Annotated in this window: 23 protein-coding genes and 4 pseudogenes; 20 read left to right on the forward strand and 7 right to left on the reverse strand. The window is 62.8% G+C overall.

Translation table 11 applies throughout. The features are described 5' to 3' along the window. The first annotated feature begins 6 nt into the window (after positions 1-6). The 4 genes from IPJ87_16700 to IPJ87_16715 all read left to right on the forward strand — a co-directional run bounded on the left by IPJ87_16700 (position 7) and on the right by IPJ87_16715 (position 6,368). The gene (locus IPJ87_16700) at positions 7-312 is read left to right on the forward strand and encodes a hypothetical protein (protein MBK7943488.1); all 306 of its coding nucleotides are present in this window, start codon (positions 7-9) and stop codon (positions 310-312) included. Positions 313-473: 161 nt separating this feature from the next. Beyond that, on the forward strand, positions 474-1,661 hold the full coding sequence (locus tag IPJ87_16705; GenBank protein ID MBK7943489.1) for an efflux RND transporter periplasmic adaptor subunit: 1,188 nt from the start codon (positions 474-476) through the stop codon (positions 1,659-1,661). Between the two features lie 22 nt (positions 1,662-1,683). Further along, positions 1,684-4,923, forward strand: a complete 3,240-nt coding sequence (locus IPJ87_16710; protein ID MBK7943490.1) for an efflux RND transporter permease subunit — start codon at positions 1,684-1,686, stop codon at positions 4,921-4,923. A gap of 14 nt (positions 4,924-4,937) precedes the next feature. Then, positions 4,938-6,368, forward strand: coding sequence for a TolC family protein (locus IPJ87_16715; protein MBK7943491.1), 1,431 nt, complete (start codon positions 4,938-4,940; stop codon positions 6,366-6,368). 34 nt (positions 6,369-6,402) lie between these two features. Here the strand turns inward: IPJ87_16715 and IPJ87_16720 are convergent, their stop codons facing one another. From IPJ87_16720 to IPJ87_16745, 6 genes and pseudogenes are all read right to left on the reverse strand, one after another. Next, positions 6,403-7,845, reverse strand: coding sequence for a hypothetical protein (locus IPJ87_16720; protein ID MBK7943492.1), 1,443 nt, complete (start codon positions 7,843-7,845; stop codon positions 6,403-6,405). Between the two features lie 49 nt (positions 7,846-7,894). Further along, positions 7,895-8,398, reverse strand: a complete 504-nt coding sequence (locus tag IPJ87_16725; GenBank protein ID MBK7943493.1) for a zinc-binding dehydrogenase — start codon at positions 8,396-8,398, stop codon at positions 7,895-7,897. 63 nt (positions 8,399-8,461) lie between these two features. Further along, positions 8,462-8,926 (reverse strand): hemerythrin domain-containing protein, encoded by a 465-nt coding sequence (locus IPJ87_16730; protein MBK7943494.1) that lies wholly within the window; start codon positions 8,924-8,926, stop codon positions 8,462-8,464. Then, positions 8,913-9,645, reverse strand: a pseudogene (gene ric / locus IPJ87_16735) (iron-sulfur cluster repair di-iron protein). The gene IPJ87_16730 and the pseudogene ric overlap by 14 nt, the downstream one beginning before the upstream one ends. A gap of 84 nt (positions 9,646-9,729) precedes the next feature. Then, positions 9,730-10,788 (reverse strand): multicopper oxidase domain-containing protein, encoded by a 1,059-nt coding sequence (locus IPJ87_16740; GenBank protein ID MBK7943495.1) that lies wholly within the window; start codon positions 10,786-10,788, stop codon positions 9,730-9,732. Then, a complete protein-coding gene (locus tag IPJ87_16745; protein MBK7943496.1) occupies positions 10,695-11,465 on the reverse strand; it encodes a multicopper oxidase domain-containing protein in 771 nt (256 codons plus the stop codon). The genes IPJ87_16740 and IPJ87_16745 overlap by 94 nt, the downstream gene beginning before the upstream one ends. A gap of 293 nt (positions 11,466-11,758) precedes the next feature. On the opposite strand from IPJ87_16745, the gene IPJ87_16750 reads away from it, so the two are divergent. The 16 genes and pseudogenes from IPJ87_16750 (at position 11,759) to IPJ87_16825 (ending at position 20,663) form a co-directional block, all read left to right on the forward strand. Continuing rightward, complete coding sequence (locus IPJ87_16750) at positions 11,759-11,902, forward strand: hypothetical protein (GenBank protein MBK7943497.1); 144 nt, start codon at positions 11,759-11,761, stop codon at positions 11,900-11,902. A 124-nt stretch (positions 11,903-12,026) separates the two neighbouring features. Beyond that, positions 12,027-12,308 (forward strand): YggU family protein, encoded by a 282-nt coding sequence (locus IPJ87_16755; GenBank protein MBK7943498.1) that lies wholly within the window; start codon positions 12,027-12,029, stop codon positions 12,306-12,308. Between the two features lie 306 nt (positions 12,309-12,614). Then, positions 12,615-12,785: a hypothetical protein gene (locus tag IPJ87_16760; GenBank protein ID MBK7943499.1), complete on the forward strand. Its 171-nt coding sequence runs from the start codon at positions 12,615-12,617 to the stop codon at positions 12,783-12,785. A gap of 349 nt (positions 12,786-13,134) precedes the next feature. Beyond that, positions 13,135-13,834, forward strand: a pseudogene (locus IPJ87_16765) (response regulator transcription factor). 290 nt (positions 13,835-14,124) lie between these two features. Then, positions 14,125-14,382: a hypothetical protein gene (locus IPJ87_16770; protein ID MBK7943500.1), complete on the forward strand. Its 258-nt coding sequence runs from the start codon at positions 14,125-14,127 to the stop codon at positions 14,380-14,382. 7 nt (positions 14,383-14,389) lie between these two features. Next, positions 14,390-14,497, forward strand: a pseudogene (locus IPJ87_16775) (HAMP domain-containing protein). Continuing rightward, positions 14,480-14,758 (forward strand): hypothetical protein, encoded by a 279-nt coding sequence (locus IPJ87_16780; GenBank protein ID MBK7943501.1) that lies wholly within the window; start codon positions 14,480-14,482, stop codon positions 14,756-14,758. Before IPJ87_16775 ends, IPJ87_16780 begins: the two are co-directional and overlap by 18 nt. Beyond that, positions 14,755-15,258: a sensor histidine kinase gene (locus IPJ87_16785; GenBank protein ID MBK7943502.1), complete on the forward strand. Its 504-nt coding sequence runs from the start codon at positions 14,755-14,757 to the stop codon at positions 15,256-15,258. Before IPJ87_16780 ends, IPJ87_16785 begins: the two co-directional genes overlap by 4 nt. Before the next feature lie 60 nt (positions 15,259-15,318). Further along, positions 15,319-15,567 (forward strand): annotated as a pseudogene (locus IPJ87_16790) (C4-dicarboxylate ABC transporter). Positions 15,568-15,595: 28 nt separating this feature from the next. Then, the gene (locus IPJ87_16795; protein ID MBK7943503.1) at positions 15,596-16,438 is read left to right on the forward strand and encodes a tellurite resistance/C4-dicarboxylate transporter family protein; all 843 of its coding nucleotides are present in this window, start codon (positions 15,596-15,598) and stop codon (positions 16,436-16,438) included. Positions 16,439-16,564: 126 nt separating this feature from the next. After that, entirely contained in the window at positions 16,565-16,861 is a 297-nt protein-coding gene (locus IPJ87_16800; protein ID MBK7943504.1) for a hypothetical protein, read from the forward strand. A 473-nt stretch (positions 16,862-17,334) separates the two neighbouring features. Further along, positions 17,335-17,808, forward strand: a complete 474-nt coding sequence (locus IPJ87_16805) for an ISAs1 family transposase (GenBank protein MBK7943505.1) — start codon at positions 17,335-17,337, stop codon at positions 17,806-17,808. 20 nt (positions 17,809-17,828) lie between these two features. Beyond that, positions 17,829-18,035 (forward strand): hypothetical protein, encoded by a 207-nt coding sequence (locus tag IPJ87_16810; protein MBK7943506.1) that lies wholly within the window; start codon positions 17,829-17,831, stop codon positions 18,033-18,035. Between the two features lie 13 nt (positions 18,036-18,048). Next, complete coding sequence (locus tag IPJ87_16815) at positions 18,049-18,438, forward strand: ISAs1 family transposase (protein ID MBK7943507.1); 390 nt, start codon at positions 18,049-18,051, stop codon at positions 18,436-18,438. Positions 18,439-18,549: 111 nt separating this feature from the next. Next, on the forward strand, positions 18,550-19,641 hold the full coding sequence (locus IPJ87_16820; protein ID MBK7943508.1) for a hypothetical protein: 1,092 nt from the start codon (positions 18,550-18,552) through the stop codon (positions 19,639-19,641). Between the two features lie 29 nt (positions 19,642-19,670). Beyond that, the gene (locus IPJ87_16825; protein ID MBK7943509.1) at positions 19,671-20,663 is read left to right on the forward strand and encodes a hypothetical protein; all 993 of its coding nucleotides are present in this window, start codon (positions 19,671-19,673) and stop codon (positions 20,661-20,663) included. Between the two features lie 1,374 nt (positions 20,664-22,037). Here the strand turns inward: IPJ87_16825 and IPJ87_16830 are convergent. Next, entirely contained in the window at positions 22,038-22,724 is a 687-nt protein-coding gene (locus tag IPJ87_16830) for a PH domain-containing protein (protein ID MBK7943510.1), read from the reverse strand. Between the last annotated feature and the right edge of the window lie 55 nt (positions 22,725-22,779).

Genomic DNA, 22,779 nt, shown 5'->3' on the forward strand with positions numbered 1-22,779 from the left:
TACCTCATGGCCTCCCGCCACCGATTGAACCTGCTGATCGCCTGCACGCTGCTGCTGGCGCTCCAGTTCATCCTTCCCCCTGCCACGCGGGCCGGGCATGGAGCGCCGATGACGGAGCTGAGCCTCCCCGTGGCGGAGGATGTCTTCGGCGACTCCGACCCGGGCGAAGCCTTCGGATCCTCATCCCCCCTGTTCCTGGCGCTCCTGCTGGGGCAGCGGTCGGACGGAACCACGGGACCGCGGCTGAGCGACGCGGACAGGCCGGGCTACGCGATGATGCCGGTCACGGGCCTGCAGCCGTCGGCGCCCTGATCCTCTTGTTCTCCCGGCCAAGAGCCGGGCATGGTGCCTAGCAAGAGGCAGAGCACCATGGAGCACGCTGTGCGGCCCTCTGTGCCCGGCGCTGCATCGGCCCATCGGAGCACGCCCTTGGGGCTGCCCCTCCTGTTCATCGATCACGATCCTCCCACACCATGTTCCATGTCGTCGGCCCATCGGCCCATCCCATCGTTCTTCCGCTGGTCCAAGGGCTGCTGTCCGCATGCCCTCCCCGGGCGGTGCGGCCACCGTCCGTGCACGCGGCCGTGCTGCTCACTGCCTGGCTTCCGCTCCTCGCCGGATGCGGAGGGCACGCGGACGAGGGGGGCCACGAGGGCCATGCCCAGGGACGGTATCCGGCCACCACCGCCTTGTACACCGATACCGTGGTCCAGAAGGACTATGTGTGCCAGATCCACTCCGTCCAGCATATCGAGATGAGGGCGTTGGAGAGGGGCTATCTGCAGGACATGCTGGTGGACGAAGGCCAGCAGGTGAAGGAGGGCCAGCTGATGTTCCGGATCCGGCCGGTGCTTTACCAGGCCGAGGTCCAACGGGCGAAGGCCGAGGCGGAGTTCGCGGAGATCGAGTTCCGCAACACCAAGGCGCTGGCGGACAGCAATGTGGTCTCGGCCAACGAGCTGGCCCTGGCCAAGGCGCGGTATGACAAGGCGCTCGCGGAGCTGAACGCGGCGCAGGCCCACCTGGGCTTCACGGAGATCACCGCCCCGTTCAGCGGCATCGTCGGCCGTTTCCACGTGCGGAAGGGCAGTCTGCTGGACGAAGGGGAGCTGCTCACCGAACTGTCCGACAACAGTGAGATGTGGGTCTACTTCAACGTGCCCGAGGCCGAGTACCTGGAATACAGGAAGCGCTCCCTGGCCGGCACGGGCACGAAGCTCACCCTGCGGATGGCCAACGGAGAGCTCTTCGACCGGCCGGGGGAGATCACGGCCATTGAGTCGGACTTCAACAATGCCACCGGCAACATCGCGTTCCGGGCCACCTTCCCCAATCCCCAGGGCCTCCTGCGGCATGGGGAGACAGGCAGCATCCTGATGGATTCGCGCCTGAACGGCGTGCTCCTCATCCCGCAGAAGGCCACCTTCGAGGTGCTCGATCACCGCTACGTGTTCGTGGTGGACAGGTCGGACACGCTGCGCACCAGGCGCATCGAGGTGGGTCCGGAGCTTCAGCACGTGTTCGTGGTGGAGCAGGGGCTCACGAAGGATGACCGGTTCCTGCTGGAAGGTCTGCGGAAGGTGAAGGACGGGGACAAGGTGGAGGTCGAGCTCCTGCCCCCGGATTCCGTGATGGACCACCTCGAGCTGTACGCGGAGTAGCGGACCGAACACCTCCTGGACCATGTTCAAGAACTTCATCCAGCGGCCCGTCCTGGCCATCGTCATCTCGGTGCTGATCCTCTTCGTGGGCGGTCTGGCCATGGAACAGCTGCCCACCGCCCAGTTCCCGGAGATCGCGCCCACCACCGTCAACATCTTCATCGCCTACCCGGGAGCGAGCGCGGACGTGCTCACCAAGAGCACCATCATCCAGTTGGAGACGGCGATCAACGGCGTGCAGGACATGCGCTACATCGCCAGTGATGCCACAAGCGCGGGTGAGGGCACCATCCGGGTGATCTTCGAGCCAGGCACCGACCCCGACGAGGCCGTGGTGCGCGTCAAGACGCGCGTGGACCAGGTGATGCCCAACCTGCCCCTGCTGGTGCAGCGCGAAGGGGTGATCATCACGCCGGTGCAGCCCAGCATGCTGATGTACGTGAACCTGTACGGCAACGGGGAGGACGCGGACGAGCTCTTCCTGTACAACTATGCGTTCACGCAGCTGATCCCGGAGATCCAGCGGATCACCGGCGTGGCGCAGGCCCAGATCCTGGGCAGCCGCAAGTACGCCATGCGCGTATGGTTGAAACCGGACCGTATGCGTGCCTACTCCATCAGCGCGGAGGAGGTGATGAAGGCCATGGAGGAGCAGAGCCTCATCGCACGCCCCGGCCGTCTGGGTCAGAGCTCCGGGATCAACGCTCAGTCGCTGGAGTACGTGCTGGTCTACCAGGGCCAGTTCAACAAACCGGAGCAGTATCGCGACATCATCGTCCGCGCCAACGAGGAGGGGGAACTGATCCGCCTGCGTGATGTGGCCGACGTGGAGCTCGGCAGCGAGTTCTTCGACATCTACTCCAATCTGGACGGACGGCCCTCGGCGTCCATCGTGCTGAAGCAGACCCTGGGCAGCAACGCCAGCGATGTGATCGCGCAGGTGAAGGAGAAGTTGAAGGAGCAGGCCGAGTTCATGCCGCCGGGCGTGGACTACAAGGTGAGCTACGACGTCAGCACCTTCCTTGACGCGTCGATCGAGCAGGTGCTGCACACCCTCCGCGATGCGTTCATCCTGGTGGCGCTCGTGGTCTTCCTGTTCCTGGGCGACTGGCGCAGCACGCTCATCCCCATCCTCGCGGTCCCGGTGTCGCTCATCGGCGCCTTCTTCGTGATGCAGCTGTTCGGGCTGTCGATCAACCTGATCACGCTCTTCGCCCTGGTGCTGGCCATCGGCATCGTGGTGGACAACGCCATCGTGGTGGTGGAGGCCGTGCATGCGAAGATGGAGGCGGACCATCAGCTCACCCCGTACACGGCGGTGAAGCAGGTGATGGGCGAGATCGGCGGCGCCATCATCGCCATCACGCTGGTGATGGTCTCGGTATTCATCCCCATCTCGTTCATGACCGGTCCGGTGGGGGTCTTCTACCGCCAGTTCTCCATCACGATGGCAGGCTCCATCGTGATCAGTGCCGTGGTGGCGCTCACGCTCACACCGGTGCTGTGCGCCATGCTGATGAAGCCTCATGACGGCGCGCCCAGGAAGTCCATCCTCGATCGCGGCATCGACGCGTTCAACCGGTGGTTCGAACGCCTCACGGGCCGCTATGTGGCCGTGCTGGACCGGATCGTCGTGCGGCGTCTGCTCACCTTCGGGCTGCTCGCCGGGTTCTGCGCGGCCATCTACCTGAGCAACGAGGTCCTTCCGGCCGGCTTCATCCCGAGCGAGGACCAGGGCACCATCTACGCGATCGTGCAGACTCCGCCGGGATCCACCCTGGAGACCACCAACGAGGTGGCGCGCGAGCTGCAGCGCATCTGCGACGAGATCCCCGAAGTGGCGTCGGTATCGTCGCTGGCCGGCTATGAGATCATGACCGAGGGCCGGGGGTCGAACGCGGGCACCTGCCTGATCGATCTCAAGCCTTGGAACGAGCGGGAGAAGGATGTGAACGAGGTGATGGAGGAGCTGGAGGAGCGGACCAGGGACCTCGGCGCCGTGATCGAGTTCTTCGAACCGCCCGCAGTGCCCGGCTTCGGCTCGTCCGCCGGCTTCTCACTGCGCATGCTGGACAAGACCAACGGCACCGACTACCATGAGTTCGAGCGGATCAACAACGCGTTCATGGACGCACTTCGGCAGCGCAAGGAGCTCACCGGTCTGTTCACCTTCTATGCGGCCAACTTCCCGCAGTACGAGATGATCGTCGACAACGACATGGCGATGCAGAAGGGTGTGTCCATCGGCAAGGCGGTCGAGAACCTCAACATCCTCATTGGCAGCACCTACGAGCAGGGTTTCATCCGGTTCGGGCGCTTCTTCAAGGTGTACACCCAGGCTGGACCGGAGTACCGGCGCTATCCTTCGGACCTCAGCGGGCTCTTCGTGAAGAACGAGAGCGGGGAGATGGTGCCCTACTCCTCGTTCATGCGCTTCGAGAAGCGTCTGGGCCCCAACGAGATCACGCGGTACAACATGTACAACTCGGCCACCATCCGCGGGCTTTCCGTGGAGGGGTACACGAGCGGCGATGCGATCAAGGCCATCCAGGAGGTGGCCCGGGAGTCCCTGCCACGCGGCTACGACATCGCTTGGGAGGGCCTGTCGTTCGACGAGGCCCGGCGCGGCAACGAGGCGCTCTACATCTTCATCGTGGTGCTCATCTTCGTGTACCTGGTGCTGGCCGCGCAGTATGAGAGCTTCGTGCTGCCGTTGGTGGTGATCCTCTCGCTCCCCGTGGGCGTCCTGGGTTCTTTCCTGATGCTGAAGGCGATGGGGCTCGCCAACGACGTGTACGCGCAGATCGGCATCATCATGCTGATCGGTCTGCTGGGCAAGAACGCGGTGCTGATCGTGGAGTTCGCGGTGCAGAGGCAGCGCGAAGGGTCCACGGTGCGGGAGGCGGCGATCGAAGGTGCCAAGGCCCGCTTCAGGCCCATTCTCATGACCTCGTTCGCCTTCGTGGCCGGTCTGATCCCGCTGGTGCTGGCCAGCGGGGCGGGCGCCATCGGCAACCGCACCATCGGCTCCTCCTCGCTGGGTGGCATGCTCGCGGGCACCGTGGTCGGTGTGCTGGTGATCCCCGGCCTGTACTATGTCTTCGCCACCTTGATCCAGGGCCGCAAGCTCATCAGCGATGAACGCGATGAACCGATGTCCGAACAGTTCGTGCGCCACGCCCAGGAGGAGGTGGAGTCGAGGGAGACGATCCGCACGCTCAAGGAGCGGGTGAGCGACCTGTTGAAACGCAAGAAGGACTGATGCACGAGATCCCCATGCCACGACCGACCGAGCTTCTGACCCGTATCGGCCTTTTCGCCGTGCTTGCGCTCTCCTCCTGCGTACCGGCGTTGAAGGTGCGCGAGGTGCGCCGGGACATGCCCGGCACGTACGGGGCCGGCAGCGACAGTATCAGTTCCGCAGCGACGCCTTGGGCGCAGTTCCACAGCGATCCCGATCTGCGGGCCCTGATCGACACAGCGCTGGCGAACAACCAGGAGCTCAACATCATGCTGCAGGAGATCGAGGTGCTCCGCAACGAGGCCCGCGCCCGCAAGGGCGAGTATCTGCCCTTCGTGGGGTTCGCCGCAGGCGCCGGGATCGAGAAGGCCGGAGAGCACACCCGGAACGGCGCCGTGGAGCGTTCCTTGAACATCGTGGAGGACACGCCGTTCCCGGAGCCGTTGAGCGACCTCGGGTTCGGCTTGAGGGCCTCCTGGGAGCTCGACGTGTGGAAACGCTTCCGCAACGCGAGGAAGGCCGCCACGCTGCGCTATCTGGGCGGGATCGAGGGGCGCAACTTCATGGTGACGAACCTGGTGGCGGAGATCGCGAACAGCTACTATGAACTGCTGGCCTTGGACGCCCAGATGTCGATCCTCCGCGCCAACATCACCATCCAACAGGACGCGTTGGAGGTGGTGAAGCTGGAGAAGGAGGCCGCGAAGGTCACCGAACTGGCGGTGCGGCGCTTCGAGGCCGAGGTGCTCAAGAACCGGAGCGATCTGTTCGACATCCAGCAGCGCATCGTCGAGACGGAGAACCGCATCAATTTCCTGGTGGGGCGCTACCCACAGCCGGTGCAGCGGGCTTCCGTGGGAGCGCTGGACCTGGTCCCCGCCGCGTTGTCCAGCGGACGGCCCGGAGACCTGCTCACGCATCGTCCGGACATTCGAAGGGCCGAGCTCGAACTGGAAGCGGCGAAGCTGGATGTGCGATCGGCCCGGGCCTGCTTCTATCCCTCCGTGGGCATCAAGGCGGGGGTCGGCTTCAACGCGTTCGATGCAGCCCTGCTGCTCGAGTCACCCGCCTCGCTGGTGTACTCCGTGGCGGGCGACCTGGTGGCACCCTTGGTCAACAGGAACGCCATCAAGGCGATGTACGCCACCGCGAACGCCCGGCAGCTGCAGGCGGTGCATGCTTATGAGCGGACCGTGCTGGGCGCTACCGTGGAGGTGATGAACCAGCTATCGCGGGTCGCCAACCTGGAGAACAGCTATGCCCTGCGGAAGCAGCAGGTGGACGCCCTGGGCGCCTCGATCACCATCTCGGGCAACCTGTTCCGTTCCGCACGAGCGGACTACATGGAGGTGCTGCTCACCCAGCGCGATGCGTTGGAGTCGCGCTTTGAGCTCGCGGAGACCCGGAAGCAGCGGATGAACGCGATGGTGAACCTCTACCAAGCGCTGGGTGGGGGCTGGAGGTAGCCGACTATCCGCACATGCGTGAGGCGGTCGCATCTCAATGCACGACCACACGGGCCGTGGCCCTTGCCCCGGAGCCATCGCGCCAGGTGACCAGGAACACACCCGCTCCGGGCGGTCGAAGCTCGAGCGCGTTCCCGGTCAGGGTCCAACGCCCCAGGGTTCGCCCGAGCACGTCTCTGACCTCGATCGAAGCCGGTCCCGACGACCGTCCCGAGCGGATGGTGAGGAGGCCACCGCGCTCCACCGGGTTGGGCCCCACGTTGAACGCGAGCTCTTCACCGCGCTCCTCCACGCCGACGCTGAGTGCGCACTGGGCGAATTGCGGGTTCAGCCAGTCGATGTCCCCGTCGGTGTAGCACCGCAAGGGTCCGTTGAGCTCGCCATCGCAGGCCCCGAAGATCCACGGGAACAGGAAGGGGGAGGGACCTAGCCGCTCCACGATGGAGCCATCGCACAACGATGCGGTGCCGGCGTTCTGGGTGGCCTGCACCGCCACCTCCAGCGTTCGCAGAGTGAGACCATCGATCACGGTGCTGCCCGTGTCCGTGACGGTCCAGGTGAGCGTGTCGCTGTTGATCCAGGAGTCTCCGTGATCGGCCCGCATGCTCCAGCTGTCGCCGATATCGGCCCCGATCACGAAGAGCGTCTGAAAAACTACTGTCCGCCCCGCACCAGAAGAGCACCGAATCGCCCATGGTGGTGACGAACCGGTGGAACGGCATGCAACCCCCGGATCCTGCGTGGGCTCCAGGATGGAGCACGTGAGTCCGTCGATGACCGTGTCCCCTACGCATTCGATGACCATTAACCCGCTGTCCGGCGCGAAGGCGAAACGCTGCGTGTAGGTCCAGGTGGCGCCCACGGGGGCGAAGACGGTGGAGGTCGGTGGTGGTTCGCAATCGTTCGATCCGGGACGCAGATAGGTGCCCAGGTCATCATCCGTGTAGCAGCGCAGCGGCCAGGGGGGGATCACATCGCAGAAGGCGGCCAGCCAGGGGAACAGGAACAGGGTGTCGCCGATGTGCTCGACCAGCACGCCGCTGCTCTGGGCCCAGGCCCCCTGTGTGTCGGTCGCTTCAACGTTCAGGGTCCGCAGGGTCTGCCCGTTCACCGTGGTGAGGCCGGTGGACAGCACGGTGTAGGTCACGGTCACCGGGCCGTTCACCCACACATTCCAGCTCTCGCCGGGCTGCGCGTTCCACCGGTACAACTCGAAGAACTGGGGGAGGAAAAGGTCGTCCGACCAGAACACCGTGTCGCCGTTCTGGTAGGTGTAGGCGCGTGACTGCCAGCAACCGGTGAAGAACGAACCTTCGATGATGGAGCAGGGGTGGCCGTTCAGGGTGGTATCACCTACGACGGTCATGGTGTACGGGACAGCCCAGTGGTCGTAGGTCCATTGAGCCCCGGGTGGGGCGAACTGGGCCTGTACCAGGAAGGTCACGAACAGGCCGATCGAGGCAAGGAGCTGGCGCATGACCAACTGACGGGCAATGGGGTCGCAACGCTGCCTGAAGGCATTCGGATCAGTCCACCTTCACCACCACGTTCCCGATCTTCTGACCGGTCTCCACATACCGTGTCGCCTCCACAAGTTCATCGAAGCCCACCACACGATCGATCAGCGGTCGCAAAGTGCCCGCCTCGGCCATGTTCCGGAAGTGATCCACGTCGGCACGGCTGATGCTGGGAAGCGGGAATAGCACCCGCGGCCCCTTGCGCAGGCCGCCGATGAGTGCCAGGAAGACGTTCTCGCCGCGCGGACCGAGCTCCGTGCTGATGTAGCAACCCTTTTCGGTGAGCAGGTGCTTGCACAGGGTGAAGCGGCTCTTTCCGACCGCGTCGAAGACCAGATCATAAGGTCCAGGTATCGTGCGGAAGTCGGTGGTGGTGCGGTCGATCACGGCGTGTGCCCCCAGCGCCTTGATGCGGTCCACGTAGGGCGTCGAGCACACGGCGGTCACCTTGGCGCCGAGCGATACTGCGAGTTGCACCGCTCCCGAGCCGATGGCACCCGTGGCCCCGTTCACCAGCACCCGGCTGCCTGCACCATGCTGCCATCCCCGCGGAACCGCGTGGTCAGGTATCGGCCCTCATCTGCCCGCCCAGGGCACGGGCGCGCACTGCCCGGCTTCCCATGCGAGCATGCCGTGCACGCGCTCCACGCGCTCAAGCTGCTGCTCTGTGGCCACGGCCTGCACGCGCTGGAAGATCTCGCGCTCCTCGAAGCGGATATGCGAATCAAGCTCTTCCTCGATGCCGGAGAGCTCGCTGGGCGCGTCATCATCTGCCAGGAACAGGCGCGTGAGGCGCCGGTGCTGGGCCAGCGCCACCTTCACCAGCGGGTCATCGGCCCCGAGGACCGGGAATATGGCCTCCTCCTCCACGGCGAAATGCGGCAGCAGCTGCTCGCGGAAATAGCGGGCGCACCGCTGCTTCACCCCAGCCGGATCGGTGCCAGCGGTTAGTTCTTTCCGGATGTACCAGCACAGCAGCAGGCCATCGTGGTGCTCGCGGCTCATGGGCCGCAGCAGCGCATGCCGCTCAAGCGGCGGCATGGCCCAACTGCTTCTCCAAGGCGATCGCTCGTGGGAAGAGGATGTTGTTCTCCAGGTGGATGTGCAGATGGAGGTCCTGCTCGAACTCCTTGAGCATACCATGGCCGTGTAATAGGTGGCGCAGCCATCGGGCGGGTTCTGGTAGCCGTTGCTCAGCTCAGCGATGCGGCGGAAGCGCTCACCCTCGGTCTCATGCTCGTCCATCATCATGTGCACGGGGTTCTCCACCGTGCCGAAGGGTGGCATGGGCGCGGGCTCGCCGGTCTTCTCGGCCTGCTCCAAGCGCACGATGAAGGGGAAGAGGATGAGCTCCTCCTTCTTCATGTGCGCGGCCATACCATGGCGCATTCGTTGAACTCCGTAGCGATGTCGAAGAGCTCGGGGTGGCGATCGCCGTGAACCCGGCAGAGCTTCTCGAGGAACTGCTGGATGGTGGGGGTGCGGGCCTCGATGTACCGATGGTGCACGCGCTCGATATGCTCCACCAGCCTGCCCAGGCTCCAGGTCTTGAAGTCGCTATCGGCCGCCGTGTCGCGGTTGAGCACCTCGTGGATCTCCTGCTCGATGACCTTCTGGTCGATGCCCTTGGTGCGGCAGGCCTCCTCCAAGGAGCGGCCGCCCTTGCAGCAGAAGTCGATGCCATGGGCGTTGAAGACGGCTGCGGTGCGGAAGTCATCGGCCACGATGGAGCCAATGGTGCTGGTGGGTGCGATTTGCATGGATTGGTTCTTAATTGCGCCAAATGAACGGGCATGCATGGCCGCTTTAGCTGACGCTCGTCAGGACCTTCGGTCATGAACTTGTCACGAACGCGCTATTCCTTGACCACGATGAGCTGGCTGCGCTGAGCCGCGCCCATGAGCGTAACGCGGTACAGGCCGGCCGGCAAGCCGCGCAGGTCGATCTTGGCCTGCTGCGCCGCCATTGCCGTTCTGCTTCACCACCAACCGACCGAGCGCGTCGTTCACTTCCAAGCTTACCAGCGCGAATTCGGAGCGAACCACCACTTGGCCGCTCGTGGGATTCGGGAACGCGTTCGCACCGCCGCTGGTCGGTTCACTGACTCCAAGCGACGGGTCCTGCACGATGTACTGCAGCATCATCATGTTGTCCTCATGCAGCAGGTTGTGGCAGTGGTACATGAAGGGCCATCCGTCGGTGACCTCGCCGAAGCGCATCACCAGCTTCACCGTCCCCAAGCGGTCCACCAGCACCACGTCCTTGGGCCCTTGCTCCCAGGCGGGCGGCGGCGCACCGTTGCGCTCCAGCACGGTGAACGACACGCCGTGGATGTGCATGGGGTGCGCCATGTTCGAGTTGTTCACGATGTTCCACACCTCGACGGTGTTGAGCTGCATGGTGTCGTTCACCACGTCGATGTCGAACATGAGGCCGTCGATCATGAACATGCCCATGCCCACCATGCCCATGCCGGTGATGGTCTTGGTGCGCGTGCGGATGCTCTCTGATTCCGAAGGCATGGGCACGTTGAGCAGCGCGGGAGGAATAGCGATGATGGGGTCAACTGTGGGGGCGGTGACGCGGATGCGCAGCACCGGGAAGCTCACGCCGTTGAGGATGCTGCTCTCCCACATCATGTTGCCCGAGCCGGGCACGGTGTTCGGCAATTCGTCGCCGTAGCTCATCAGCAGCAGGCTGTCGCCTTCCATGCCGGTGAGGTCCAAGAGCACCTCAGCGCGCTCGCCGTTGCTCAGCCAGAGGCGATCGGTGGCGGTGGGCGCGGGCAGCAGTCCACCATCGCCGGCGATCACGTGCAGGTCCTGGCCGTTGTCGAGGCCCAGCGGATAGATGCCGCGTTGGATCCGTTGAGCAGGCGCAGGCGCACCACTTGCGCGGGGCATTCCAGGTAGGCGTTCGGCGTGCCGTTCACCAGCACCGAATCGCCGAAGGGATAGAAGGCGAAGTCGCCGCTGGGGAGGAATTTGCGGTCCTGGATCACCACGGGGAAATCGTCCACGCCGTAATCGCGGGGCAAGGCGAGCTGTTCTTCCTCTTCATCACGCACGACGATGAAGCCGGCGATGCCGAAGTTGGCCTGCTCCGCCGTGAGCTCGTGCGGATGCGGATGGTACCAGTATGTGGCCGCCGGGGTCTTCACCACGAACTCCGCCATGAACGAATCGCCGGGGTCGATGATCCGCCGAGGGCCGCCGTCCATCTCACCGGGCACGTGCATGCCATGCCAGTGCATGCTGGTCATCTCCGCCAATTCGTTGTGGATGCGGATACGCGCCGTGTCACCACGATGCAGGATCAACGTGGGGCCGAGGTACTCGGCGCTCGCGCCCAGGTGCTCGTGTTGATACCGGGGTAGAATTGGTGCACGTGCTCGTCGGTCACCAGGTCGAAGGTGTCCAGGTCTAGGGCGGGCGGAATGGCGAGCGGGTTCTGCGCGGCGAGGGTCAATGAAAGGACCAGTGCGGGCAGCGTGCGGATTCGGGCGATCATGGGTGCAGGTATTCGCCGCCGAAGGTATCCAGTGGTGGCGGGCAGGCGCCTGCTGTCGATCAGCTGCCAGCGGTGCCGGTGGCCGCCGCGCGCATCTATCTTCTTAGCCCCGACTTTGACGAGAATGATGGCGATCCGAAGAACCCCAGCCCCCGTGGGCGGGCTGGTGCCCCTGGGCCCAAGGCGTGTGGCCCATCGCGTGGCGCGGCCCGCATGCCGTGCTCAAATGGGTGTACACAATACATGCGAAGCCGCCCATGGTGGCTTGCGCATCCATTGGAATGTGAGCCAGGCCGACATCGTGCGCGCCATGGAGGCGCACGCGGCCTTCAGCCGGGCGCCTCCGTGCAGCTCGGCCCACTGGTGCGCCGGCGCATCCTGCAACGCAAGTGGAGCTTCGAGCGCGGCAGCTTCTTCTACCGCATCGAGGGCGCACGGCCCGGACGCGAATGGAGCATGGGCGAGCAGGAGCCCCTGGAGCGGCTGAAAGCGGTGGAAGAAGCGTGAAGCGGTGACCCCGGCTCACGCGCCCAATGCACGCAACGCCTCATACACCCGTTGCGTGGGCAGGTGCTCATTTGCTCACCTGCATGCGCATGGCAGGAGCGCGATGATCGCGCACCTTGCGCCCATGCCCGCATGGCTCAGCGAAGCACCGCGGTCCATCACGCTCCGCGTGCATGTGCAGCCCGGCGCCAAGCGCACCGAGGTGGCTGGCACGCATGGCGATGCGCTCAAGATCCGCCTGGCCGCTCCGCCGGTGGATGGGCAGGCGAACGAAGCGCTCCTCTCCTATCTAGCGGAGCAATTCGGCGTGCCCAAGCGGCAGGTGGAATTGGTGAGCGGGCACGCGAGCCGCAGCAAGCGCGTGCTGGTGATTGAACCTGTGCACAGGCCGGATCGGGGGTGGTGAAGCCGCCTGTCTGCGCAGGCCGTGCCGCTTCGAACGCGGCAGCTTCTTCGGCCGCATCCAAGGCGCGAGGCCCGGACGCGAATGGAGCATGGGCGAGCAGGAATTGCTGGAGCGGTTGAAGGCGGGGAAGAACCAGCGATCGCGTGCGCGATGTCACGGTGAAGAATAGTCATGATCGAGCCCGGATGCTTCGTTGACAACGGCCCTGCGAGATATCGTTCCGATCGCGACTAATGCTGCTCACCATCAATACTGCCATGCCGCGCCCACGCCCCTTCCCGCATTGCTCGTGCTCACGACAGCAACTTGTGCCACCTCCGCGCAGCGCTTCCCGGCGGCAGCAAAGTGCAGTACGGCGAGAAGGATGGCGCGCCCTACCTGGCGCAATGGACCGATGGCGCCTCGGTGCCCATCGCGGTGACCGCCGGTGTGGCGCCCGCGAAAGGAGAAATCGAGGGCGTGTGCGCCGATGTGTAACGCGACCTCTTCGGCGGCTGAATCCGCTGGCGTCACCACGCTCCACCAGGTCTTCAACGCCGACCTCAACCCTATTGGGTTCATGGTGGAGAAGCCGCTGGGCAACCTCTTCGATCATATCGCGGGGAAGATGAGGGAGGCGCATGGGTAGGAAGCAAGGGCACGGGGGCGCCGAAGACGGAGAGCCCGCTGCGGTTGAGAAGCAGTGCCATACACGGATGCAAGACCCGATGATCCTGGTCACGGTATGGAGCATCCGGGCGGGGTGCTACATTCCGGCCCGCAAGCGCTTCGCGACGCGCGCGGCCACCGCCCATGCCTTGATCCATGAAGACAGCCTCGCACACCCATGGAGAACACCAGGATCCTGATCGTTGAGGATGAGCCGGATGTCCTGCAGTTCATCCGCCAGGGGCTGGAGGAGCATGGGTTCACGGTGGATTTCGCCTATGATGGCGAATGCGGGAAGAAACTCGCGCTGTCCAGGAACTACGACCTGATCGTGCTCGACCTGATCATCCCGCAGCTCAACGGGCTCGAGCTGTGCCGCACCCTCCGCGAACGCGGGCTGGAATCCAAAGTGCTCATGCTGACGGCGCTGGGCACGCTGGATGACAAGCTCGAAGGCTTCGAGGCCGGGGCGGACGACTACCTCATCAAGCCCCTTCGAGTTCCCTGAGCTGCTGGCCCGCGTGAACGCGCTCCTGAAGCGCACTGCGCACACGGCCCCGGCGGCGGCAGCGCCGCAGAACATCCTGCGCGTAGCCGACCTGGAGATCAACTGCGACTCGAAGCGGGCGAGGCGAGGAGGCGAAGAGATCGCGCTCACAGCCAAGGAATTCGGCCTGCTGGAGCTGTTGGTGCGCAACAAGAACCGCGTGGTGAGCAAAGTGGAGATCGCCGAGAAGATCTGGGACATCCACTTCGACCGGGGCACCAACGTGATCGAGGTGTACATCAACTTCATTCGGAAGAAGGTGGACAAGGGTCATCCGGTGAAGCTGCTGCACACCGTGGTGGGCATGGGCTACGTCATCAAGGATGCATGAGGCATGAAGATCAAGACCCGGTTCACCCTGCTCTTCGCCTTCGTGGTGGGCGCGATCCTCTTCTTCTTCTCCTATGCCATCTATTACTTCTCACAGGATTACCGGCAGAAGGATTTCGAGCTGCGGCTGCGCGATCGGGCAGTGGAGGTGCTCGAGTCGGTGAAGAGCGAAACGGCGCCCGCGCAGCGCAACGAGGAGGACAACCCCCATGCGCTGATCGGCGAACGCTCGCCATCCATGCCACCGATGGCCGGTTGCTGTTCGGCGAAGCGATACCCCTGCCCGCCGCCATGGGCCTTGCGAGGGTGCATGAGCAGAGTCCCTACACCTGGGCCGAGAAGGACCGAAGGGAGGGCATCGCTTTCCTGCACACCTATGATGGCGTCGAGCATGTCATCATCTCCACCGCCTACGACCGGCACGGGTGGAACTACATCGACAACCTCAAGCGCATCCTCATCGTCCGTCCGATCATCCTCATGCTCATCATCTTCATCAGCGGCTACGTGTTCGTGAGCTTCTTCCTCAAGCCCATTTCGACATGGTGAAGCAGGTGGACCGACCACCCACAGCAACCTCAGCCATCGGCTCACGGCTGCGCATCCGCATGACGAGATCGGGCAGCTCACCGCCACCTTCAACCGCATGCTCGACCGGCTCGAGTCAGCCTTCAACGTGCAGAAGCGCTTCGTATCGAATGCCTCGCATGAGCTCCGCAATCCGCTCACGGCCATCGGCGGCAAGATCGATGTGGCGCTGATAAAGGACCGCGGCACCGAGGAATACAAAGAGACCCTCAAGGCCATCTCGGTCCACATCCGAAGCCTCAGCGCGCTCACCAACAACCTGCTTGAACTGGCCAACAGCGATGTGGAGACGCTCTTCCAGAACCTGGAGGAGGTGCGGGTGGACGAGGTGCTTTGACCTGCCGCGAGAACCTGCTCAAGCAGAACCCCGACTATCGCGTGGACATCCGCTTCGAGGGCATCAGCGACGATGGGGCCGACCTGCTGTGCAAGGGCAAGAGCAAGCTGCTGGAGACCGCCTTCATCAACATGGCCGAGAATGCCTGCAAGTATTCCGAGGACCGCACGGTGCGTATCCGCGTCACCGCTGACAAACGCAACATCATCCTGTTCTTCACCGACCATGGCATCGGCATGCCGGAGGAGTACCTGAAGCACCTCTTCGAGCCTTTCCACAGGGGTCGCAACGTGCATGGTGTCTCCGGCAAGGGCATCGGGCTGGCGCTGGTCAAGGGCATCATCAAGCTGCACTCCGGGAAGATCTTCGTGCAGTCCAAGGTCAACCGCGGCACCACCATTGAGATCGCGCTGCCCAAGATGGCCTGGAGCCGCTGGCCGGTCTTTAAGGCGGTTTTAACGAGGCGCGCGTTGAAGGCCGACCGAGGCGCTGATCTTTAATGAGGCTTAATGCCATGCTAAGCGGGCTTTAAGGAGGCGGTTCCAGCTTTGTCGGGCCGGATGACCCTCGCCGAGTTCCACAGCCACCTGTTGCCGCGCCTGCGTGCGGAGATCGCCCAGTTGTTCCCGGCCCATTTCGCCTTGGTGATGGCCACGGGCATCGTCTCCATAGGCGCTTACCAGTTGGGCATGCCCATGGCGGCTCAAGTGTTGTTCGGCTTCAACAAGACAGCCCACCTTATTCTGTGGCTGATGCTCCTGCTCCGGCTCATCTTCTACAGCGACCGGTTCCTTCGGGACATCTCCGATCACGCCGGAGCCCGGCTTCCTCACCGTGGTGGCCGCCACCAATGTGCTGGGCAGCCAGTACGCCATCATCGCCGAAGACCCTGGGCCGGCACGCTGGCTCTATTACCTCGGCTTCGCGCTCTACGTGGCCATCATCTACTTCTTCTTCGTGATGATCACCGTGAAGCGGGGCAAGCCAACGCTCGAGATGGGGATCAATGGGGTGTGGCTGCTCATGGTGGTGTCTACCCAATCGGTAGTCGTCCTAGGGACCCAACTGGCCGACCTGCTCTCTTCATCTCCAAGGAAGCGGCCTTGTTCATCTCGATGCTCCTGTTCTTCATCGGATGCATGCTCTACATCATCGCGATCCCTGATCTTCTACCGCCTCACCTTCTTCGAGATGAGGGCCGAGGAGTGCGCCCCGCCGTTCTGGATCAGCATGGGTGCGGTGGCCATCACCACCCTCGCCGGGGCTACTTTGATCAACGCCGCATCCCAGTGGGAGCTGCTGGCCGCTCAAGCATTCATCACCGGCCTCACGCTACTGTTCTGGGGTTTCGGCACCTGGTGGATCCCGATCATCATCGTGCTCGGGATGTGGCGCCATCTGTACCGCCTGATTCCCATGAGCTACCACCCGCAGTACTGGGGCATGGTATTCCCGATCGGCATGTACACGGTATGCACCTACAGGCTTGCCCAAGCGCTGGAACTCCACTTCCTGCTGCCCATCCCGCAAGCGCTGGTGTACATGTCGCTGTTCGCATGGGCCACCGTAATGACCATGTGGCTGCGCCTGACCTTGGAGAACTCGCTCTCATTCACCTCAAAACGAGCAAGCCATGAACACGCCCTTCACCACCATCGAGACCCGGCACACACCAGTTGAACCGATCAGCCGGCTAAAGGAGATGACCGTGCCCGACTTCGAGTCAGTGCCCGGATCCCCGCACGCGCACTATTACGGAGAGGTGGGCTCCTATCCTTCGACATCAAGCATGTGCGCTACGGGCCCATGAGCGCCGTGCCTTCCATCGTGGGCGACATCCGCGAAGGGGTCAACGGCTCGGTCATTAAGCTCGAGTTCGACATCGAGGAGCACTACACCATGACCAAGCGGATGTACGGCGCTACGTTGATTCCGTTGAGCCTCATCTTCATCCTGCTGAGCGTGCTGATGCACTGGGGAACCGAGTACCAATGGCAGAGCCTGACTGCCTCTGGATCCTTCCTGGCGATGTCCCTGCTCATCATCTGGTTCGCCAAGGTCTCCTCAAGAGCATCCGCAAGAAGGAGCTCGGAGAGTACATAGAGGCCGTGGATGGGCATGTCATGGTGAACACGAGCCTGGGCGACCACAGGCACTCCCTGGAGCTGAGCCCCCGCCTGAGGCGCTACATCGATCCGGTGCCGGTCGGTCGGTGCCTGCACCATGCGCTGACGTTGGCAGAACGCTTCATGTGGGGCGAGAGCCAGCAGCAAGCATGGAGACGGCCTGGAAGAACCGGTCGATCACCACTGCGAATTGAGGATGTGAATAAGAGAGCAGGCCGTGCCTTTCCTCACTTCTTCACCGCCGCTGCCGCAGACTCTAGACTTTGTCCCGCGCTTAGGGTTCAGACCATAGCGAAGAAGGGCCACCGAAGAGGACTGAGCTGGGCTTGGGCAGGGCTATCGGCTCTTAAACCCACGGTGGGCGGTTAATCGATCGTAGGTCGGGGGTCTTGATCCCCACCATTGAGAAGGAGTGCTTGCGGCCTCTCGCTCACATGCGGGAACCGCACCATGGACCTGTTGGAGCCCTTCGAGGAACTGGAAGACCCGCGCATCGACCGCACCAAGCGGTATCCGCTGAGCTCGCTCTTGCTGCTGATCCTCTCGGCGGTGCTCAGCGATTGCCAGGGAGCCAGCGAGATCGCCCACTTCGGCCTGGCCAAGCTCGATTGGTTCAAACGCCACGGCCACTTCACGGATGACAAGGTGCCATCGCACGACACGATCGGCGACCTGCTCCGGCGGCTCGATCCGGTGGCCTTCGCCGCCTGCTTCGCCCGGTGGACGGCCCGCGTGTGCCAGATCACCGAAGGAGAGCTGGTGGCCAGTGATGGCAAGCGCTTGCGCGGCAGCTACGATCGGCTCGATGGCAAGGAGGCCATCCACATGATCAGCGCATGGAGCCACCAGAACCAGCTTGTGCTGGGGCAACTGCAAAGTGGATGGCAAGACCAACGAGATCACGGCCATCCCCGCATTGCTTGAAATGCTGGAGTTGAAGGGTGGTGAGCATCGATGCCATGGGTTGCCAGAAAAAGATCGCAGCACTGATCCAGGAGCGCAAGGCCGACTATCTCCTGGGCTTGAAGGAGAACCAGCCCGAACTGCTCGAAGAGGTCGCCCTTGCCTTCGTCCATCACAAGACCCACAGCCACGACCAGCAGGACACCAAAGGCCATGGTCGCGTGGAAACACGCGGATGCGCGAAGTGATCGACGATCCTACGTGCTCTCCGATGCGGCGCATTGGACCGGCTTGCGTTCACTGGTGCGCGTCCAGGCCATCACCCACCGGGTGATCGAGAGCAAGACCACCAGCCAGACCCGCTACTACCTCTCCAGCCTCAAGACCGATGCACGCAGGTTCAACGCCCTGATACGCGCCCATTGGGGCATCGAGAACTCGCTGCACTGGGTCTTGGACGTCACCTTCCAGGAAGACGCCTCCCGCGTGCGGAAGGACCACGCCGATCGCAATCTGGCCACCATCCGCCGATGGGCCCTCAACCTCTGTAAACTGGACCGGACACCCAAGCTCACCATGAACCTCAAGCGCAAGCAGGCCTCCTACTCAGATGCCTTCCGTGAGCAACTCCTAAGGATTAAGACCCGATAGCCCTGACAGAGCACCATCACACTATCGGATGCCATCGTCGCGGCGGACATTGTGCAGCAAGCTTTCCGCGCGATCGGGCAAGAGGATAGCGCCTACACGTACTTGCATCGCATGGTATGGCTGCAGGACAGCCTGACCAACGTGAACAACTTGTACAAGGTGCAAGGCATGACCTTCGAGCAGGAACTGAAGGACCACGAGGATGCCAAATTGAAAGCCGAAGCCTCCGCCGCCCGCTCCCGCAACATCCAGTTCGGCATCATCGCCCTCATCGTTCTCACACTGGGCATCTTCCTGCTGGTGTTCAGCCGTACGGCGGTCGTTGGCGCCAAGGCCATCAAGAACCTCTCGCCGATCGCGCTGCTGCTCTTCTTCGAGTTCATCAATCTGCTGCTGCATCCGTTCTTGGACCGCATCACCAACCACTCACCGATCCTGATGCTGTTGTGCATGGCCGCGATCGCAGGGGCTGCTGATCCCGCTGCACCACCGCATGGAGAAGCTCATCACCAATATGCTTGTATCGAAGAACAACCGCGTACGATTGGAGGCGGCGAGAAGGACGATCGAGGAGTTGGAGTCCAACACCGACAGCGCCCAATGAGGAAGTACATCACGATCGCCCGGCCGGTCGTCTTTGTGTTAGCAAGCATGGTTCACCTCGTGCTATCTGCGCAGCAGTTCGTCAGTCAACCGCGGTTCGATTCCTTGCGAACGCGCTATGACTTGTCACGGCCGCCGCAAGAGCGTTATTGGATCACCAGCAACCATCGGTGGGCATGTTGGAACAGAGGGCTCAAGCAGGAGGCCCGACAGTCTGCCAAAGAGGAGCTTGAACTTGCCGAGCAACTGCAGGTGGACACTTTGCTCGCCAACGCCTACGACGACCTGAGCGGAAGCTTTATCGGTTCATCGGAAAGCGCGCTGCAATTGAAGTACTCGCAGAAGGCGCTGGAACATGCGAATGCTTCGGGAAGCCATGACTATATCGGCACCGTGCAGAAGGGCTTTGCCTCCATCTATAAGCCGTTGGGAGACTTTCCCCTGGCCAGACTACTTGAGGAAGGCGTTGACCAACCTGCGCCGACCATCGCAGATCAATCGGGCGTGTTGTCATATGAGCGATTGTTTCAGGTTGATGGGGCAAGCCGATTCCGCGCTGTACTGGGCGCAGCGGTCGAACATTGTGACCAACCCGGCTGAGGATACGTACGGCTACGCGCTCGTATTATGTGCCTTGGGCGGCCTATGCGGCCAAGGGCGAACGCGACTTGGCCGAGGTGCATTTCAAGCGTTGCATCGAGGTGGCTGAGTCGTTCAAGGTGATGGTTCCGCTCTATGCAGCGCTGGTTGCCCGTGGGCGCATGAAGCTGGAGGCGGAGGACGTGGAGGGAGCGATCGCCGATGGCCGACGGGGCTTGAAGGTGAGCCAGGACGGGGACGATCTGGTCGGTATGATCGAGTCAACAGAGCTGCTGCGTGATGCCTTCAAACGCATTGGTCGCCTCGATAGCGCATTCCACTTCTTCACATTTAAAGCGGCCTATGACGACAGTTTGAGGAACGTGACCAACCTGAACAAGCTACAGAACATGGCCTTCGAGCAGGAGCTGAAGGATCGAGAGGATGCGAAGCTGAAGGCCGAAGCCGCAGAGGCCCGCTCCCGCAACATCCAGTTCGGCATCATCGCCCTCATCGTGATCACGCTGGGCATCTTCCTGCTGGTGTTCAGCCGAACGGCGGTGGGGGCGCCAAGGCCATCAAGAACCCTCTCGCTCATCGCGCTGCTGCTCTTCTTCGAGTTCATCAATCTGCTGCTGCATCCGTTCTTGGACCGCATCACCAACCACTCGCCGATCCTCATGCTGCTTTGCATGGCCGCCATAGCAGGGTTGTTGATCCCACTGCACCACCGCATGGAGAAGCTCATCACCAACATGCTTGTATCGAAGAACAACCGCGTACGATTGGAAGCGGCGCGGCGGACGCATCGAAGAGTTGGAAGCAAGGCCAACAGACACGGGCCCGAGATGATGGGAATGATGCGTAACACACCTCAAGGACGATCGATCATGAAGGTGGTCCGGCTGCTCTGTGCGGTTGTCATCATGAGCACCATCGGAGATCTGCGTGCACAGCCTTTCGATACGATTCAAACGCGGTTCAGCACGCTGCCGTTGGAAGAACTGATCGTACGGGAAAAAAGCGACCACCGACGCGCGTGAGAAGGTCGCGCTGCTCTCCAGGCTCGTAATGAAGTACCTGTACCTCAACAAGCAGGACGAATGCACGAGCACCTCGATCCGCACGCTTGAGGTGGCCGAACCCACCAGGAACGACACGCTTATCGGCAGGGCGCATCTGGCCATCGGGTCGGCATTCACCATCGCCAATGACGTGAACGGGGCATTGAAGCATTACAACTTATCGCTCGACCACTACACAAGTGCTGGTGACAGTATTTGGATGGGCGCGGTGTGCAAGGAGCTCGCCGTGCTCTATCAACGCGTGGGCGACAATGATGGCTCCATGCGCTACATGCGCAAAGCGCTGGCTTTGGGCATGCCCCCCGGGATCCGTTCGCGAGGGCTGTCAACAATAGCCCGGGTCTTCATGGACCGTGGCGAGCTCGATTCCGCGCTGTACTACACCAAGCAAGTGGAAATGGTCGGTTCACCAGGCGTGGACCCATGGACCTACACGTATTCGAACGGTGCGCTTGCCGCAGTGTATGCGGCCCGGAAAGAGAACCATCTGGCCGAGCTGCATTTCAAGCGCACGATCGCCGCTGCTGATTCGTTCCAACTACCGCTTCCCCTCGTTCAGTTCGCTTCGGAGTATGCTTCCTTGCTCATGGAACAGGGCCGCACAGCGGAGGCGCAATCCATCGCGCAATTGGCTTTCCGAGCCGCAGAAGGGGTGAGCAACCCAGGGATGGCGCAGAGAGCTGCCGAAGCCCTGGCCGATGCATACCATGCGAACGGCAGGACGGATAGCGCGTTCCATTACGCGAAGCTCTGCATCTCATTTCGCGACAGCGTTATCTCCACGCAGAACCGCAGCCAGCTCCAGAGCCAGCTCTTCGCGCAGCAGCTCAAGGACATGGAGGATGCCAAATTGCGCGCGGAGGAAGTCGCGACCCGCTCCCGCAACATCCAGTTCGGCATCATCGCCCTCATCGTTATCACGCTGGGCATCTTCCTGCTGGTGTTCAGCCGCACGGCGGTGGTCGGCGCCAAGGCGATCAAGAACCTTTCGCTCATCGCGCTGCTGCTCTTCTTTGAGTTCATCAATCTACTGGTGCATCCTGTACTGGGTGAACTCACGCACCACTCGCCGTTGCTGATGCTGCTGTGCATGGCCGCCATCGCCGCGTTGCTCATCCCGCTGCACCACCGCATGGAGAAGCTCATCACCAACATGCTCGTGAGCAAGAACAACCGGGTGCGGTTGGAGGCGGCGCGGCGGACGATCGAGGAGTTGGAGGGGGCGGGGAAGGGGAGGCCGATGCGGCGGGTTGAACACGGACTGGTCGTGCTCCACTGTCGAGCAATCAGGGATCACAGTTCCCGTTCGAACTGCGGAGCGAAATGCTCCTCTCAACGGGCTGCGATCGCATCCAACCGTTCGAGAATGCGGCGCAGCAGCACCACGGTCTCCTCACTGGCCGCTGAGGAAGGACTGGTTTGTTCAGGTTCGCGCCCATGCTTCAAGGCTTCGCGCTGTGCCAGGATCCGGTCGCGGAACTCGTGCGCGTCGATGATGCCGATCAACCGCATGTCGTGCGCTTGTCCCTGGCTCTGACCGGCCGTCTCGAACTTCAGGATGCTCAGGTTGAAGTGCTTGAGCAGAGGACCCTCCACGAAAGTCACATCCTGGATGTTCTCCAACGGGATCGTCTTCTCGATCTGGAACAGGATGCCCTTGCGGTAGCGCAGCAGCTTCGGCCCCAACTCGCATTCCAACTTATCGAAGTAATGGCGGGCCCACCATTGACCCACACCAAGCACCCAGATCACGGCCAGCGGAATGCACACGACCGTTGCAGCAAGGAATAGGGCGACCTGAAGCACCAGGTACGGTCGTATGAGCGGGTTGAAGCGCGCGCGTAGCGGTTCGGGCGGGGTAACGTCGGTCATGCGCCTTTTCGTGTTTCTGTGGTGGCCAATGCCGAATGTACCGGTTCCCACCAGTCGGGTCGCTTGTTGTCCGCTAGCCTTGCACTGAAGAGGATCGTTGAAAGCGGCGAGAAGGACGATCGAGGAGTTGGAGTCCACCTCCGCCACGGCTTCTGCGGATGAAAGGGCGGGAAAGGGTGAGGCGCCGTAGATCCGGTCAGTG

This window comes from Flavobacteriales bacterium, from assembly GCA_016713875.1.
In the GTDB taxonomy this organism is placed as follows: Bacteria; Bacteroidota; Bacteroidia; order Flavobacteriales_F; family PHOS-HE28; genus PHOS-HE28.